This window comes from Arthrobacter sp. N199823, from assembly GCF_002929705.1.
In the GTDB taxonomy this organism is placed as follows: domain Bacteria; phylum Actinomycetota; class Actinomycetes; order Actinomycetales; family Micrococcaceae; genus Specibacter.
In genome coordinates this window covers 330,402-346,125 of record NZ_PJIN01000004.1, presented here as the reverse complement: position 1 = coordinate 346,125, position 15,724 = coordinate 330,402, and the positions used below count along the sequence as shown (strand labels likewise).

The 15,724-nt window shown below is 58.6% G+C and carries 15 protein-coding genes; 8 read left to right on the top strand and 7 right to left on the bottom strand.

Annotated elements, in window-relative coordinates:
* The first annotated feature begins 81 nt into the window (after positions 1-81).
* Positions 82-1,149, top strand: a complete 1,068-nt coding sequence (locus CXQ93_RS11855; RefSeq protein WP_104110607.1) for a quinone-dependent dihydroorotate dehydrogenase — start codon at positions 82-84, stop codon at positions 1,147-1,149.
* Between the two features lie 133 nt (positions 1,150-1,282).
* Here the strand turns inward: CXQ93_RS11855 and CXQ93_RS11850 are convergent, their stop codons facing one another.
* Together CXQ93_RS11850 and CXQ93_RS11845 are read right to left on the bottom strand one after the other, a co-directional pair.
* A complete protein-coding gene (locus tag CXQ93_RS11850; protein WP_104110606.1) occupies positions 1,283-2,287 on the bottom strand; it encodes an aldo/keto reductase family protein in 1,005 nt (334 codons plus the stop codon).
* 212 nt (positions 2,288-2,499) lie between these two features.
* Complete coding sequence (locus CXQ93_RS11845; protein WP_258068930.1) at positions 2,500-3,102, bottom strand: DUF3043 domain-containing protein; 603 nt, start codon at positions 3,100-3,102, stop codon at positions 2,500-2,502.
* Positions 3,103-3,172: 70 nt separating this feature from the next.
* On the opposite strand from CXQ93_RS11845, the gene CXQ93_RS11840 reads away from it, so the two are divergent.
* The 5 genes from CXQ93_RS11840 (at position 3,173) to CXQ93_RS11820 (ending at position 8,260) form a co-directional block, all read left to right on the top strand.
* Positions 3,173-4,627, top strand: coding sequence for a dipeptidase (locus CXQ93_RS11840; RefSeq protein WP_104110605.1), 1,455 nt, complete (start codon positions 3,173-3,175; stop codon positions 4,625-4,627).
* Between the two features lie 65 nt (positions 4,628-4,692).
* Complete coding sequence (locus CXQ93_RS11835; protein WP_104110604.1) at positions 4,693-5,082, top strand: iron-sulfur cluster assembly accessory protein; 390 nt, start codon at positions 4,693-4,695, stop codon at positions 5,080-5,082.
* A gap of 181 nt (positions 5,083-5,263) precedes the next feature.
* The gene (gene coxB, locus CXQ93_RS11830) at positions 5,264-6,145 is read left to right on the top strand and encodes a cytochrome c oxidase subunit II (RefSeq protein ID WP_104110603.1); all 882 of its coding nucleotides are present in this window, start codon (positions 5,264-5,266) and stop codon (positions 6,143-6,145) included.
* Between the two features lie 10 nt (positions 6,146-6,155).
* Positions 6,156-7,859 (top strand): cytochrome c oxidase subunit I, encoded by a 1,704-nt coding sequence (ctaD, locus tag CXQ93_RS11825; RefSeq protein ID WP_104110602.1) that lies wholly within the window; start codon positions 6,156-6,158, stop codon positions 7,857-7,859.
* Positions 7,859-8,260, top strand: a complete 402-nt coding sequence (locus CXQ93_RS11820; RefSeq protein ID WP_104110601.1) for a cytochrome c oxidase subunit 4 — start codon at positions 7,859-7,861, stop codon at positions 8,258-8,260. Before ctaD ends, CXQ93_RS11820 begins: the two co-directional genes overlap by 1 nt.
* Positions 8,261-8,797: 537 nt before the next feature.
* Here CXQ93_RS11820 and CXQ93_RS11815 read toward each other — a convergent pair.
* Positions 8,798-9,097: an HPr family phosphocarrier protein gene (locus CXQ93_RS11815; RefSeq protein ID WP_104110600.1), complete on the bottom strand. Its 300-nt coding sequence runs from the start codon at positions 9,095-9,097 to the stop codon at positions 8,798-8,800.
* Between the two features lie 76 nt (positions 9,098-9,173).
* On the opposite strand from CXQ93_RS11815, the gene CXQ93_RS11810 reads away from it, so the two are divergent.
* A complete protein-coding gene (locus CXQ93_RS11810; protein WP_104110599.1) occupies positions 9,174-9,953 on the top strand; it encodes a GntR family transcriptional regulator in 780 nt (259 codons plus the stop codon).
* 175 nt (positions 9,954-10,128) lie between these two features.
* On the opposite strand, the gene CXQ93_RS11805 is transcribed toward CXQ93_RS11810, so the two are convergent.
* The 4 genes from CXQ93_RS11805 to CXQ93_RS11790 all read right to left on the bottom strand — a co-directional run bounded on the left by CXQ93_RS11805 (position 10,129) and on the right by CXQ93_RS11790 (position 14,445).
* Positions 10,129-11,799, bottom strand: a complete 1,671-nt coding sequence (locus CXQ93_RS11805; protein WP_104110598.1) for a cytochrome bc complex cytochrome b subunit — start codon at positions 11,797-11,799, stop codon at positions 10,129-10,131.
* Positions 11,800-11,801: 2 nt separating this feature from the next.
* Positions 11,802-12,830 carry a ubiquinol-cytochrome c reductase iron-sulfur subunit gene (locus CXQ93_RS11800; protein ID WP_104110597.1) on the bottom strand — a complete coding sequence of 343 codons (1,029 nt, stop codon included), beginning with the start codon at positions 12,828-12,830 and terminating at the stop codon, positions 11,802-11,804.
* Between the two features lie 100 nt (positions 12,831-12,930).
* Positions 12,931-13,719 (bottom strand): c-type cytochrome, encoded by a 789-nt coding sequence (locus CXQ93_RS11795; protein ID WP_104110596.1) that lies wholly within the window; start codon positions 13,717-13,719, stop codon positions 12,931-12,933.
* An 87-nt stretch (positions 13,720-13,806) separates the two neighbouring features.
* Complete coding sequence (locus CXQ93_RS11790) at positions 13,807-14,445, bottom strand: heme-copper oxidase subunit III (protein WP_181036136.1); 639 nt, start codon at positions 14,443-14,445, stop codon at positions 13,807-13,809.
* Between the two features lie 186 nt (positions 14,446-14,631).
* On the opposite strand from CXQ93_RS11790, the gene trpD reads away from it, so the two are divergent.
* Complete coding sequence (gene trpD, locus CXQ93_RS11785; protein ID WP_258068927.1) at positions 14,632-15,702, top strand: anthranilate phosphoribosyltransferase; 1,071 nt, start codon at positions 14,632-14,634, stop codon at positions 15,700-15,702.
* The last annotated feature ends 22 nt before the right edge of the window (positions 15,703-15,724 follow it).

The window sequence follows — 15,724 nt, the reverse complement described above, 5'->3', positions numbered from 1 at the left end:
GGTGAGGTGGGTAGTCCTTTTCGCATCCACGTCATGTTTGATCGTTTTGCAGTTGGGCTGCGGAACCGGAAAACTAGGGGTATGCGAATTTATCCCACAGTTTTCCGGCTCTGCTTTTCCTGGATGGACGCCGAAAAGGCCCACAAGATCGGGTTCACCATGATCAAGGCCATCCACACCGTGGGAGCTGGTGCTGTGCTGCGCCGCCTGTTCACCCCTCACGCGTCCCTGCAGACGCAGGCTCTGGGCATGACGTTCCCGACGCCGTTTGGCTTGGCTGCTGGTTTCGACAAGGAAGGCCAAGGCATCAACGCCCTGGCCAATCTCGGTTTTGGTCACGTTGAGGTCGGAACCATCACCGGTGCGGCCCAGGACGGCAACCCGCAACCGCGCCTATTCCGTCTCGTCGCGGACAGGGCCGTCATCAATCGCATGGGGTTCAATAACGACGGCGCCGCCGCCGTTGCGCCACGCCTGGCGCAGGCGCTGGCCGGCTTGGTCAAGACGTACCCGGGCGTGCGCCCCATCATAGGTGTGAACATTGGCAAGACAAAGGTTGTTGAGCTTGACGATGCGCTGGCCGATTATCTGGTCAGCGCCCGCACCTTGGCGCAATCGGCGGACTACATGGTGGTCAATGTCAGTTCTCCCAACACTCCCGGCCTGCGTTTGCTCCAGGACGTTGCCACGCTGCGGCCGCTCCTGACGGGTGTCCGCGAGGCAGCGGACGCCGCTGCCGGCCGCCACGTGCCGCTGCTGGTCAAGATTGCACCCGATCTGGCCGACGAGGACGTGGCCGATGTTGCCGCGCTGGCTCTTGAGCTCAAGCTCGACGGCATCATCGCCACCAACACCACCATCAGCCGCGATGGACTGGCCAGCCCCGACGCGTTGGTGCAGGAGAAGGGTGCCGGCGGACTCTCCGGTGCACCGCTCAAGGCTCGCTCACTCGCCGTGTTGAAGCAGCTGAAAGCCATCGTTGGAGATCAGCTGACGTTGATCTCCGTAGGTGGCGTTGAAACCGCCGCCGACGTCCAGGAACGCCTCGACGCCGGGGCCACCCTAGTTCAGGGTTACACGGCATTCCTTTACGAAGGGCCCTTCTGGGCAGCCCGCATCAACAAGGAACTGGCAGCCCTGCGCAAGTAGTTCCGCCGAGAAGAAGCCCGGCCCTCCGTCGCAGACCCCTCGCGAGCAGTAAGATTTTGCCGGTCGTTCCTCCCGAGCAAAATCCATCCTCGCTCCGGGGCCTGCGACTGCGGGGCCCGGCTTCTGTTTCCGGCTATGCGACGCGTGTTGCCGGGCTCTGCGTCTTGGTGGGGTCGTTGACAATTGACGGGGCTAGGGCAGTGTCGATAGCGGACATGAGTTCGGCCGGTATCTTCACGCCGGAGGCCTTGACGTTTTCGGCAACCTGCTCGGGGCGGGAGGCACCCACGAGGGCTGTGGCGACGTTTTCATTTTGCAACACCCAGGCGATGGCCAGCTGAGGCATAGTGAGGCCAAGCTCGTCGGCAACGGGGCGCAACTTTTGCACGTTGGAGAGGATCTCATCATCGAGGAATGACTTGATGGTGTTCGCCCCACCGTGCTCATCAAGTGCGCGTGAACCGGCTGGCAGGGGAGCGCCGGGGAGGTACTTGCCACTCAGTACGCCCTGTGCCATGGGTGACCACACCACCTGGGACATGCCCAATTCAATTGAAGCCGGGATGACCTCGGGTTCAATGACGCGCCACAGCGCGGAGTACTGGGGCTGGTTGGATACCAGGGAGAACCCGGCCTCACGTGCCAGACGTTGGCCCTCGCGGAGCTGCTCCGCATTCCACTCGGAAACACCGATGTAGAGTGCTTTCCCAGCCCGCACCACATCGGCGAAGGCGGAAATGGTTTCTTCCAACGGAGTTTCGTAGTCGAAGCGGTGCGCCTGGTAGAGGTCCACGTAGTCCATGTTCAGGCGGCGCAGGGAGTTGTTGATGCCCTCCATGATGTGTTTGCGCGAGAGCCCGGTGTCGTTGGGTCCTTTGAGGCCCACGGGCCAGTACACCTTGGTGAACACTTCTAGGGATTCGCGGCGTTCGGAGGCCAAGGCAGCGCCCAAAACCTCTTCTGCCTTCCCGTTGGCGTAGGCGTCGGCCGTGTCAAAGGTGGTGATGCCGGCGTCGAGCGCGGCACGGACGCACGCCGTAGCGACGTCGTTCTCTACCTGAGAGCCGTGCGTGAGCCAGTTGCCGTAGGTGATTTCAGTGATCTTCAGGCCTGAGCGGCCGAGGTAGCGGTATTCCATACCTTCAGGGTAACCACTGTTAAAGTGCGACGCCGGCCACTTCCGTTGGGAAAGTGCCGGCGTGTTGCGCTGGGGTCAGCTTTGCTGACGGGCGGTGTGGTGGGCCCACGCTCCCGAGGGTCCCGAACCGAGGTACGAGATTTAGGAGGTGTGGTGGGCCCACGCTCCCGAGGGTCCCGAACCGAGGTACGAGATTTGGGAGGGAGTGGGGACTAGGAAGGCCATTCCCCGCGACGCACCAGGGGCTTGGGGAGACGCAAACGGCGGAACTGCATGGAACGCATGGAGGCGTACCAGATGACTCCGGAGTCAACACCGCCGAACTTGGCGATCAGCAGCCGCTTGAGCTTTCGCGTCATCAGCCACACGTCAACAGCAACACCGGCAACCATGACCCAGAAGGCGGCGAACAAGATCAGTGTTGCGTCATTTTGCGGCGGGATGACCACTGTCAGCAGCACAATCGCCAAGGCGGCAAACATGACGTACTCGCCGAGGCTGAAACGGGCGTCCACGTAGTCGCGGGCGTAGCGCTTCTGCGGACCCTTATCACGGGCCGGGAGGAAGCGTTCCTCGCCGGTGTCCAAGGCACGGCGCATCCGGGCTTGTTCCTCACGGCGTGCGTCGCGCGCTGCCACTTTCGCGGCTCCGCGGTCGGTAGGCACGAGCGGCCGCTTGCGGGCCTCTTCCTGTGCCTTGCGCGAGGGCGTGGGCACGCCTTTGGCAGATTGCGGGTCCGTAGACCGGTTAATCGGCGCGGTGGAGGCAGGCGTGACCTGCTGGTCGGGGGCTTGATCTTTCTTACGTCCAAACACCCGTACAGAATACCCTGAACCGGGCCGCCACCTTGACCGGTTCAGCTTTGTCGGCGGTAGTGTTTGGATTATGACTCTTGAGAAGACCGGCCCTACAGTGCTGGATCCGCAAATCGCTAGCCATCTACCCATTACTGAACTGCGTGCCCGCGTGGCCGAAAATTTTGCGACGACAGTTGCCGAGCTGGTGGAGCTCGTGGCCATTCCCGGGATTGCTTGGGAAGCCTTCGATGCCGCGCAGCTCGAACGCAGCGCAGAGGCCGTGGCGGCGCTGGTTCGTTCCACTGGTCTTGATGATGTCCAGATTCTCCGTGTGCCCAAGAACGACGGCGGCCAGGGCGGTCCCGCCGTCGTGGCCAGGAAACTGCCAGCCCCCGGCATGCCCACAGTTGTGCTGTACGCGCACCACGACGTCCAGCCTCCTGGTGATTCAACCCTGTGGAACAGTGAGCCGTTTGTTGCCGTTGAACGTGAGGGCCGCCTCTACGGGCGCGGCGCTGCAGACGACAAGGCCGGCATCATGGCCCACATTGCCTCATTCCGGGCCCTTACCGAAACCCTCGGTGAAAAGCTCGGCGTCGGAATTACCTTCTTCATCGAGGGCGAGGAAGAAGCCGGCTCACCCACCTTCAAGGATTTCCTGCAGGAATACCGCGAACTGCTCGCCGGTGACGTCATCGTAGTGGCCGATTCCGCGAACTGGCAGGTGGGCATTCCGGCCCTGACTACAAGCTTGCGTGGCCTTGTTGACGGCACGGTGGAAGTTCGCGTCACCGAACACGCGGTCCACTCAGGCATGTTCGGTGGGCCCCTCCTTGACGCACCCACCCTGCTGGCCCGCCTGATCGCCACCTTCCACGATGATCAGGGTTCCGTGGCTGTCGCGGGGCTGCATCGCGGGGCTGAAGGGGATCTTGACTATCCGGAGGAGATGTTCCGCGCCGATGCTGCAGTGCTCGACGGCGTGAAGTTGGCCGGACGGGGCAGCATCACCTCACGCCTGTGGTCCCAGCCCGCACTCTCCGTGATTGGCATGGACATCCCCAGCGTGGATATGAGTTCAAACACATTATTGCCTTCTGCCCGGGCAAAGATCAGCATGCGCGTTGCACCGGGTCAGGACCCGGCAGCGGCCATGGAGGCCTTGTCGGCCCATGTTGCTGCCAACGCACCCTTTGGTGCGTTGGCTACCTTCACCCCTGGCGAAGCAGGCCAGGCTTTCGCCACCGACACCACGGCACCTGCCGCCCGGACAGCCTTGTGGGCGATGGGGGAGTCATGGGGTGTCCCTGCTGTTGAGACAGGAATGGGCGGATCCATCCCGTTCATTGCTGATCTGAAGGAGATCTTCCCCGACGCACAGATCCTGGTGACCGGCGTCGAAGATCCAGATTCCAGGGCGCACAGCGCCAACGAGTCACTGCACCTGGGCGATTTCGAAAAGGCCATCGTCGCGCAGGCCCTACTGTTGGCCGCCGTCAACGGCGGAGCGTTGCGGGAACACAACGCACCCAGCAATGGTTGAGACTAGTTAGCGCCCCTGCCGGGCTCGACGTAGCATGTACATGTACCCCCACGTAAGGAAACGCCATGACTGCAAATGTTCACGAAGAAACCTCAACTGCCGCCGCCGCAGAAGCAACTGAGCTGCCCACCCACGGTGTGCTGATCAGCGATGTTGCTGCAGGCAAGGTGCGCAGCCTGCTCGAGCAGGAAGGTCGCACCGACCTTCGCCTGCGCGTGGCAGTTCAGCCCGGAGGCTGCTCCGGTCTGATTTACCAGCTGTACTTTGATGAGCGCATGCTCGATGGTGATGCTGTCCGCGATTTTGACGGCGTCGAAGTTGTCATTGACAAGATGAGCGTTCCTTACTTGGACGGTGCCAGCATTGACTTTGAGGACACCATCTCAAAGCAGGGTTTCACCATTGACAACCCCAACGCTGGAGGCTCTTGCGCCTGCGGCGATTCGTTCCACTAAATAAAACTTCTACTCGAGGTAGGAATGTCCACAAAGATTCTTTGTGGACATTCGACGCACGGAGGGTTTAGTACGCATTTTGCGTGCCATAGCGGTAAGCTCTACATCGAGTAGTAAAACCCATTTCGCTCCAGCGGTGTGTAACCGTTGCAGAGCATAGTAACAAGAGGAAGGGCCGTCTGTGAGTTCGCAGGACCGAACCGGCAGCCGACGCGCAAAAGTCATCCCCATAGCTGGGATGGCGATTGTCGGAGCGTTAGCTTTGTCAGGATGTACGGCAGAGAATAAGAATGGCTGGTTGCCATCCGAACGTGATACGACCAATCACACGGCTGGGATCATCGATCTTTGGGTTAATACCTGGATCACGGTCCTGATCGTTGGCCTTATTACATGGGCACTGATCATCTGGTGCATCATTGCCTACCGTCGTCGCAAGGGTGCCACTGGCTACCCGAAGCAGACTAGCTATAACCTCCCGTTGGAGATTTTTTACACGTTGATCCCGTTGTTCATGGTGCTGGTGTTCTTCCACTTCACAAATGTGGAGCAGGAATCCATCAATGCCCGGACCGACAACCCGGATGTGACGATCGACGTCCGTGCCAAGCAGTGGTCATTCGACTTCAACTACTTGGCTGGCAACGATGTCAAGGAATCCGTATATTCCGTTGGTGTTCAGGCTGAACTGGACGGCAAGCCGTTCGACAAGTCGACGCTGCCCACACTGTATTTGCCGGTGAACCGTTCGGTTGAGCTTCAGCTGAACTCACGTGAAGTCATCCACTCCTTCTGGGTTCCTGCGTTCCTGGACAAGAAGGACATGCTTCCCGGCAAGACCAACTACATGACCCTGACGCCCACCGCGTTGGGCACGTATGACGGTAAGTGTGCTGAGTTGTGCGGTGAGTACCACTCCGAAATGCTTTTCAACGTCAAGGTTGTTTCTCAGGCAGAATTTGATGCCCACCTCGAGTCACTGAAGGCCAAGGGCCAGACCGGTGAATTGACTGAGAAGTACGACCGTAACCCAAGCGCCGCCATCGCGGACGAGAAGAAGTAGGGGGAGGAAAGTGTCTACGCGCGAGTACTCGGCAACTGACGTTGATTCAGCTGCTCCTAGAGTCGTTCCGGTTTCCAAGGGACGCATTGTCGTCAACTGGTTGACTTCGACCGACCATAAGACCATCGGGTACATGTACCTGATTACATCATTCATATTCTTCTGTCTTGGTGGCGTCATGGCGCTTATCATCAGGGCGGAACTGTTTGAGCCTGGAATGCAGATTTTGCAGACCAAGGATCAGTACAACCAGTTGTTCACCATGCACGGCACCATCATGTTGCTCATGTTTGCAACACCTTTGTTTGCCGGCTTCGCTAACGTCATCATGCCACTGCAAATTGGTGCACCCGACGTTGCCTTCCCGCGACTGAATGCTCTGGCGTTCTGGTTCTTCGCTTTCGGTAGCACCATTGCCGTTGCCGGCTTCATCACCCCTCAGGGTGCTGCAGCCTTCGGCTGGTTCGCCTACGCACCGCTGTCAAACACCACCTACAGCCCCGGCGTGGGTGGAGACCTCTGGGTCTTCGGTCTGGCACTGTCTGGTTTCGGTACCATCCTTGGTTCCGTTAACTTCATCACCACCATCATTTGCATGCGTGCTCCCGGCATGACCATGTGGCGCATGCCCATCTTTACCTGGAACACACTGGTTACAGCTATCTTGGTCATGATGGCATTCCCGCCACTGGCTGCAGCACTGTTCGCATTGGGTGCAGATCGACGATTTGGCGCGCATATATTTGACGCCGAAAATGGTGGAGCCATGCTCTGGCAGCACTTGTTCTGGTTCTTCGGTCACCCTGAGGTTTACATTATTGCTTTGCCGTTCTTCGGCATCGTCTCGGAAATTTTCCCGGTCTTTAGCCGCAAACCGATCTTCGGTTACAAGGGCTTGGTGTTTGCCACCATTGCTATCGCTGCCTTGTCAGTGACTGTGTGGGCACACCACATGTACGTCACCGGACAGGTTATGCTGCCGTTCTTCTCCTTCATGACGATGCTGATCGCCGTGCCAACGGGTGTGAAGTTCTTCAACTGGATTGGCACCATGTGGCGAGGGTCATTGACCTTCGAGACACCCATGCTCTGGAGCCTGGGCTTCCTCATCACCTTCTTGTTCGGTGGCCTGACGGGAATCATCCTGGCGTCACCGCCACTCGACTTCCACGTATCTGATACGTACTTCGTGGTAGCCCACTTCCACTACGTGGTCTTTGGCACCGTGGTGTTCGCGATGTTCGCGGGCTTCTACTTCTGGTGGCCCAAATTCACCGGAAAGATGCTCAACGAACGTCTCGGCAAGATTCACTTCTGGCTCCTGTTCCTAGGCTTCCACGGCACCTTCCTCATCCAGCACTGGCTGGGTGTCATGGGTATGCCGCGTCGTTACGCTGACTACATGGTTGAAGATAACTTCACCTGGATGAACCAGTTCTCCACGATTTCCTCGTTCGTCTTGGGCGCATCGATGATCCCGTGGTTCTGGAACGTTTACATCACCTGGCGAAGTGGCAAGAAGGTTGAGGTCGATGATCCTTGGGGCTTCGGTGCTTCCTTGGAATGGGCAACATCTTGCCCGCCGCCGCGCCACAACTTCACGTCGTTGCCGCGTATCCGTTCGGAGCGTCCGGCACTTGATCTCCACCACCCGGAACTGGCGCCGCATTATGTTCCAGTGCCGGTAGGCGCATCCTCGAAGGGAGCAAAGTAGTGAAAATCGAAGCATGGTTATTCATATTGCTAGGCCTCTTCTTCATCCCCGTGGCCACTGTTTACGGTTTCATGGTGAACTGGAACGAGCACGTTGGCTTCTTGGCCATGTACTTGCTCTCCGGTTTGTGCTTCATGATCGGTATTTACGTTAAGTTCACCGGCGATCGCGTTGGCCCTCGTCCCGAGGACCGTCTTGACGCCGAGATCCACGAAGGTTCCGGCGAACAGGGACACTTTAGCCCTTGGAGCTGGTGGCCGCTGGTTCTGGGCATTGCCTGCGCCCTCGGGTTCGCTGGTATGGCCGTTGGCTGGTGGGTCTTCCTCTTCGGAGCTGGCTTGGCCGTCATCGCACTGGTTGGTTGGGTTTACGAATACAGCCGCGGAGACCACGCTCACTAGAGCTGGATTTCTGTCCCTGAACTTGGGAGCTGCAACAACAAAAGGGATTGCCCTACACCGCTGGTGTGGGGCAATCCCTTTTGTTGTGTCCGGATATCCTCAGTCCATCCCGCCCCACCGGCGACGCTCCCTCACCTTTTGGACTGTTTTAAGGATCGCTTCCTCACCTTTAGGGTTGTTTTTGCCGATCGCTTCCTCACATAAAAATAAAGAACGACGTCGGCAGGCTCCTTCGCCACGGAAGGGCGAGTTCCGCCGTCGTACTTTGGTATGGAGAGCACCGGAATTCTTGGCCCAAAGAAAAGCGCCCCCGCGGGGGCGCTTTCGATTTTTTACCAGTATGTGATGGAGCGTTCCCCAAAAACACCCGGAATGTGATGGAGCGTTCCCCAAAAACACCCGGAACGTGATGGAGCGTTCCCCAAAAACACCCGGAACGTGATGAAGGGTTTCCCGAAACTGCCCGGAATGTGATGGAGCGTTGGTGGTGGAGGAGCGCCGAGAGTGAGCGGCGGGAGCGTGGGCCCCTGAATGCGGCTACGCGGGCTTTAGCGGCTGATCTACGAGGTCAGTGAGGAGCAGCTCTGCCAGGGCGTCCACGGCGGTTGTAACGGCCTCTTCACTGGCCTCGGTGTGCTCGACGCCAATCAATACTTCCGTACCGCATTCAAAGTCCGCACTCATCACAGCTAGCAGCGACCTGGCGTCAACGGGGGATTGACCCTTTTTGGCGAGCGTGATGGGCAGTCCGGTCCGATTGACGGCCCTGACGAAGACGGCAGCCGGACGGGCATGCAAGCCAACGCTGGCTGCAATGGTGGCTTTCCGGGTGTACATGGTTACTCCTAGGGTAAATGGTTCTGTATAGAGAGTAGTCGTGTTTTAGGCTGGTACTTGTGAACAGAGGAGTTTCATGGGCTATTTGGTGCCGTCGGCGAACGAGATCCCGGGGGAGTTGGACAGGGACGCCAAAGTCTCGGTTCACCTCCAGCTTCGGGAGTTGTTGCGCCAGTACGTAGTTGGGCAGAGTAAGCCGGGGCGGCAACTGCCGTCCGAGCGTGACATGGCCGAACGTTTCGGTGTTGCACGGATGACGCTGCGCCATGCTATTGAAGCCCTGGTGGAGGAAGGACTGCTTGAGCGAGAGGTGGGCGTTGGCACGTTCGTGGCACGTGCCAAGTTGGATGTGACCCTCAAGCTGACTTCTTACTCTGAGGAAATGGCCAGACGTGGACTGCGGCCGGCGGCCCGGACTCTGGCGTTTGAACAAATTCCGGCCACGGCTCGTTTGGCGCGCGAACTGCAGATTGAAGAAGGCGCGGCCGTCATTCGCCTGCGCCGCCTGCTGCTAGCCGATGACTTACCCATGAGTGTTGATGAAAACTTCATTCCGGCGTGGCGCGTTCCTGGGATCCTCGAAGCTGGTCCGCCAACCTCGCTGTACAACGTGCTGGGGGAGCGGTATGGACTGATCATCGAGTGGGGTGAGGACATCATTGAAGCCAATGCAGCGACGCCGTCCATCGCTCGACTGTTGAATATCGACATTGGGGCCCCTGTACTGCGCACAGAACGCCATGCCTTCGTGTCACGATCCACTGTGGACTACTCCGTGTCGTTCTACCGCGCAGACCGCTACAAGCTCCGTGTGCCCCTGCAGCGCTCTGGCGTGCGCGCACGTCGCATGTACTAGAGCAATTCCGCTTCGGAGGTTGAGACGGCTCGGAGTCCCTGTTCGGGGCCAGCTGAGAGAGCCTGTGGATGCCCGCTGACGCTTGATCAGCCACCGGGTCCTTAGAACTTAAACGAAGAAGGCGGTTCCGAAAGGAACCGCCTTCTTACTTCTGAACTAGTAAACACTCACATGATTAGTGCGTGATTGCCTTGTCGTCATCTCCGGCTTCAACAGCCTCGTGATGATGACCGGCCTCGAGCTCGGACGGTGTGGCCGGAGCTACACGATCCTCGAAGAAGAAGCTGCTGAGCTTGGAGCGCAGGTTTTCCTTCTTCGTGACGATGCCGTTTTCATTCGGGATGCCCTCTTCAGGGACGGGGGACTCGTAACCAACCAGCTTGTAGCGCTTGTAGTCATCGAGCTGCGCATGGATTTCCTGGAACTCACCGTGCGGCAGGCGCACAATGCGTCCGGTCTCGCGGCCGTGCAGAGCAATCTCACGGTCCTTTCGCTGGAGCGCAAGGGCTACGCGCTTAGCGACAATGAAGCCAACGATCGGGCCGATGAAGAACAGTGCACGCAACCAGTACGTCACGTCATTCAGCGATACCTGGAAATGTGTTGCGATCAAGTCGGAGCTTGCAGCTGCCCACATGACGCAGTAGAAGATGAAGCCTGCAACGCCAATGGCCGTACGGGTGGGAACGTTGCGCGGGCGGTCGAGCACGTGGTGTTCGCGGTTGTCGCGGGTTACCCAACGCTCAATCCACGGGTACAAGAACAGTGCGGTGAACACAAGACCGGCCGGGATCAAAGCAGGGCCAAGCACGTTGAAGGACAGCGTGTTGGTTCCCCACGGCAGTGGGATGTGCCATTCCATCGGAATGTTGAAGAGCCAGCCCGGCATCAAACGCAAGGCGCCATCTACCCAACCGATGTACCAGTCAGGCTGGGTGCCTGCGGAGACGGGGGAGGGATCGTACGGTCCGTAGTTCCAGATCGGGTTGATCTGGAAGAAACCGGCGACGAAGGCAATGATGCCGAACATGATGAAGAAGAATCCACCGGCCTTGGCAGCGTATACCGGGCCGAGGGGGTAGCCGACCACGTTGCGGTCGTTGCGCCCTGCACCTGGGTACTGCGTGTGCTTGTGGATAACAACCATGAACAGGTGGATGACCAGCATGAGCAGGATCATGGCAGGTACCAACATGATGTGCATCATGTAGAGGCGGCCGATGATCATGGTGCCGGGGAATTCTCCACCGAACAGGAAGAAGGAAATGTAGGTACCAACGACGGGGATGGCCTTGACCACGCCATCAATGATTCGCAGACCGTTTCCGGAGAGCAGATCATCGGGGAGGGAGTAGCCGGTGAAGCCGGCAGCCAAGGACAGGATCAGAAGAACGCCGCCCACCACCCAGTTCATTTCACGGGGCTTGCGGAATGCGCCGGTGAAGAACACGCGGAGCATGTGCACAGCAACAGCTGCCACGAAGAGCAGAGCTGACCAGTGGTGAACCTGTCGCATGAACAAGCCACCGCGAACCTCGAAGGAGATGTTCAGCGAGGAACTGTATGCAACGGACATTTCGACACCCTTGAGGGGCACATAGGGTCCGTTGTAGTGGGTCTCTGCCATGGACGGATCAAAGAAGAACGTCAGGAAGGTACCGGAGAGAAGAAGGATGATGAAGGAGTACATTGCCACTTCACCGAACATGAATGACCAGTGGTCGGGGAAGACCTTCCGGCCGAATTCACGCAACATACCCGATCCGCCAACACGCTCATCAACAAAGTTGGTGATGCGTCCAGTGGTGGTGGTCGGTTCGAACGGAGTTTCAGTAACTGCAGACATGTTTAGCCACGCTCCCAGAAGCTCGGTCCAACAGGTTCGTGGAAGTCGCTCTGAGCGACCAGGTAGCCATCAGCGTCAACCGTGATGGGCAGCTGCGGCAAAGGCCGAACGGCCGGGCCGAAGATAACCTTGCATTCCTGCGTCAGGTCGAAGGTCGACTGGTGGCAGGGGCACAGAAGGTGGTGCGTCTGCTGCTCGTAGAGAGCAACCGGGCAACCAACGTGGGTGCAAATCTTGGAGTAGGCAACAATGCCGTTGTAGCTCCAGTCCTCGCGACCCTCGGAAGGATTGAGGTCTTGGGGATCCAAACGCATCAACAGCACCACAGCCTTGGCTTTTGCATTCAGCTTGCCGTGCTCAAGGCTGTTCAGTGATTCCGGAATCACATGGAAAGCGGAACCGATGGTGACATCGGAAGCCTTGATGGGAGTTCCGTCGGGGTCGCGTGCAAGACGCTCGCCTTCCTTCCACAAGGTATGGCGGAGAGAATCACCCGGCAGTGGGCCAAGGTCACGGAAGATGGCAATGGCCGGCAAGGGTGCCAGAGCCACAGCACCGATGAGGGTGTTGCGGATCAGCGGGCGGCGCTTGATGCCAGTTTCATCAATGATGTCATCGACAATCTTGAGAGCAGCAAGGCGGTCCTCTTCGGTACGCAGTTCGTGGCGTTCTTCAGCCACTTCGTGGTCCGGCATGAGGGCGCGGGCCCAGTGCACAATTCCAGTTCCAATACCCAGCATGGCGAAGGCGACGCCCAGGCCTAGAAAGGTGTTCTGCAGACGCAGCGTGCCGAACGTATCATCCAGCCGAATACCGAAGTAAGCGACGAAGAACAGTAAGGTTCCGGCAATGGAAATGATAAATAGCCATGCCACCTGGCGTTCGGCCCGCTTTGCAGCCTTGGGGTCCGTGTCAGCTAGTCGCAAACGATGTGGTGCAAGTCCCGGGTCTTGGAACTTATCCACCTCGTCGTGACCAGCCTTAGCTACGGCGTCCGAGCTTGTCGGCGTGCCGTCACTATGGTTGCCCATATTCCCCTCATCCTTCTCTTATCCCGGAACAGTCCCGGGGTCGTAATGTATGTTTCTGCGGCTGCAGCTGCAGCCAAAATCTATTGACTTCTGGGTGGACCTAGGAGGTCCGTGAGGTCAGCCAAATGGTGAAGCCGATGATGACACCCAGAACAGCAGTCCAGAGGAACAAGCCCTCGGATACCGGCCCCAGTGAACCAAGCTTGGCGCCACCAGGGTTGCCCTGGTTCTCAATGGTGTTCAGGAACGTGATGATGTCGCGCTTACCCTCGGGGGTGATGTTGGCATCGTTGAAGACCGGCATGTTCTGCGGCCCGGTCACCATTGCGCTGTAAACGTGGCTGTTTGAAACCCCTGCAAGCGAGGGAGCAAACTTGCCACGGGTCAGGGCGCCACCGGCAGCGGCGGCGTTGTGGCACATGGCGCAGTTGACGCGGAACAACTCGCCACCGGCGGCTGCGTCACCTTCTCCATCGATGTATTCCTCAGCGGGCAGTGCGGGGCCGTCGCCCAGGGTGGCTACGTATGCAGCCATCTCGCGGGTCTGCTCCGTGGTGAACTGCTTCGGCTTCTCGCGGGCCTGAGGCCCCTGCATCTGCATGGGCATGCGGCCCGTGCCGACCTGGAAGTCAACAGCTGCAGCGCCTACGCCAGCCAATGACGGTCCTGCGTCAGTGCCGCTTGCGCCGAGGCCGTGACAGGTTGCGCAGTTGGCGATAAAGAGCTTCTCGCCCTCTTCAACTTCATGCGCACTGTAGGTGGTGGTGTCGGCCTTGGCCTCATTCACGGTTGTGACAACGGCATATAGCCCACCTGTCAGCATGAGCCCCATGACTAGCAACGCTAGTGCGGCCAACGGATGACGTCGCTTCTGCGAGAGTGCCTTCACTTGGTGGTTCCTTTGATCTGTATCCAGCAGCCCCTAGTGAGAGCCGCAAATGCTAGTTCTTGTTGTGTAGAAAAAGCTGCTGTGAGCCTATTTCAGTACGTAGATGACCAGGAAGAGGCCAATCCACACGACATCCACGAAGTGCCAGTAGTAGGAAGTTACGATCGCGCTCGTAGCTTCAAAGTGTCCAAACTTCTTGGCTGCAAAGGCGCGGCCAACAATGAGGAGGAAGGCTATGAGGCCACCAAGGACGTGCAGGCCGTGGAAGCCAGTCGTCATGTAGAAGGCGGAGCCATAGGCGTTTGAATTCAAGGTCACGTGCTCGGAGGTCAACAGGGCGTATTCGGTCGCCTGACCGGCTACGAAGATCGATCCAAGAACGAAGGTCAACAGGAACCACTCCGTCATTCCCCACTTGGAGAACTGGAAGAAGCTTCCGGTGCGGCGCGGCCGAAGGTTCTCCGCGGTGAACACACCCATCTGGCAGCTGAAGGAGCTGGAAACCAGAATGAGGGTGTTAACCAGGGCGAACGGGAAGTTCAGCTTGGCCGATTCTTCCGCCCACAATCCACCAGTGGTGGAACGTAGCGTGAAGTACATGGCAAAAAGGCCGGCAAAGAACATCAGCTCACTGGACAGCCAAACTACGGTTCCTACAGAAACCATGTTCGGACGGTTCAGCGTCGGATGCGCCGGGGTACTGGGGGCGTGGGTTGCAGTTGTCACATAGACATTATGTCTATAAAACGCCAGAGAACCCAATGCAAAACTCTGATTGAGAGATCTTTTTCTACAAACTTGCGAAATTCCGGTGCATTCACAGCCTAAACCCAGTTCTGTATGCACAACACGGAGCACGTGTCAATGGTCACATAGGCTGGGAACTGCTCCGTTGCGTCTAATATTTATAGGGTGAATCCTCTTCAAGACGCTTCGGCAAGCAACCACACCTGGCCAAATCTCATTGCCGCATTGATTGCGGGAAACGATCTGGAGCAGGACGCGACAGCGTGGGCAATGAATACGATCATGGCTGGCGACGCCAGCGACGCACAGATATCCGGGTTTCTTGTGGCGCTTCGGGCTAAGGGAGAAACTGTCGCGGAAGTGACAGGACTTGTGGAGGCAATGCTTTCCAACGCCCGACCCTTGCAGGTATCTAGTGAAGCTCTTGACATTGTTGGCACGGGCGGAGACCGCCTCAACACTGTCAACATTTCCACCATGGCCGCTTTGGTCTGTGCCGGTGCTGGCGCCACCGTTGTAAAGCACGGAAACCGGGCATCTTCCTCGGCTGCCGGCTCGGCCGACGTTCTGGAGAGCCTGGGAGTCCGGCTGGACCTGCCGCTGGAGATGGTGGAACGTGCGGCGACAGAAGTGGGCATTACCTTCTGTTTTGCAAACTTCTTCCACCCCTCCATGCGTTACGCGGCAGTTGCCCGAAGGGAACTTGCCGTCCCCACCGCCTTCAACTTTCTGGGGCCGCTGACTAATCCTGCCCGTGTGGTGGCATCGGCTATTGGGGTGGCCGATGTCCGGATGGCTCCCCTCATGGCGGGCGTGCTTGCGGCCAGAAACATTCGTGCACTCGTCTTCCGTGGCAGTGATGGACTGGATGAATTGACGACGACGGGCACCTCCACTATCTGGGAGGTCAGGGGCAATTCCATCACCGAAAGCCACTTTGATCCGTTGGATCTGGGTATCCCTCGCGCCACTATTGAAGACTTGCGGGGGCAGAATGCAGAATTCAATGCTGGGGTCGTTCGCCGCATCCTGGATGGCGAACGCTCGCCAGTGCGTGACGCAGTGGTCCTCAATGCCGCGGCAGGCCTGGTGGCCTATGACCCCAACAGTGACGGAACTCTGCTCGAGCGGATGGCCGCCGCGGTGGTGCGGGCCAAGACCTCCATTGATAGTGGAGCGGCCGCCAAGGTTCTCACCCGCTGGGTAGCGTTGAGTAGCCAGGCCCAGCAGAACTAGCCCACAGAATTAGCCCAGCAGA

What these genes read in the sequence shown, in the direction of transcription:
- CXQ93_RS11855 (WP_104110607.1), top strand. Translation starts at nt 82, where the DNA reads ATGCGAATTTATCCCACAGTTTTCCGGCTCTGCTTTTCCTGGATGGAC.
- CXQ93_RS11850 (WP_104110606.1), bottom strand. Translation starts at nt 2,287, where the DNA reads ATGGAATACCGCTACCTCGGCCGCTCAGGCCTGAAGATCACTGAAATC.
- CXQ93_RS11840 (WP_104110605.1), top strand. Translation starts at nt 3,173, where the DNA reads ATGACTCTTGAGAAGACCGGCCCTACAGTGCTGGATCCGCAAATCGCT.
- CXQ93_RS11835 (WP_104110604.1), top strand. Translation starts at nt 4,693, where the DNA reads ATGACTGCAAATGTTCACGAAGAAACCTCAACTGCCGCCGCCGCAGAA.
- CXQ93_RS11815 (WP_104110600.1), bottom strand. Translation starts at nt 9,097, where the DNA reads ATGTACACCCGGAAAGCCACCATTGCAGCCAGCGTTGGCTTGCATGCC.
- CXQ93_RS11810 (WP_104110599.1), top strand. Translation starts at nt 9,174, where the DNA reads ATGGGCTATTTGGTGCCGTCGGCGAACGAGATCCCGGGGGAGTTGGAC.
- CXQ93_RS11805 (WP_104110598.1), bottom strand. Translation starts at nt 11,799, where the DNA reads ATGTCTGCAGTTACTGAAACTCCGTTCGAACCGACCACCACCACTGGA.
- CXQ93_RS11800 (WP_104110597.1), bottom strand. Translation starts at nt 12,830, where the DNA reads ATGGGCAACCATAGTGACGGCACGCCGACAAGCTCGGACGCCGTAGCT.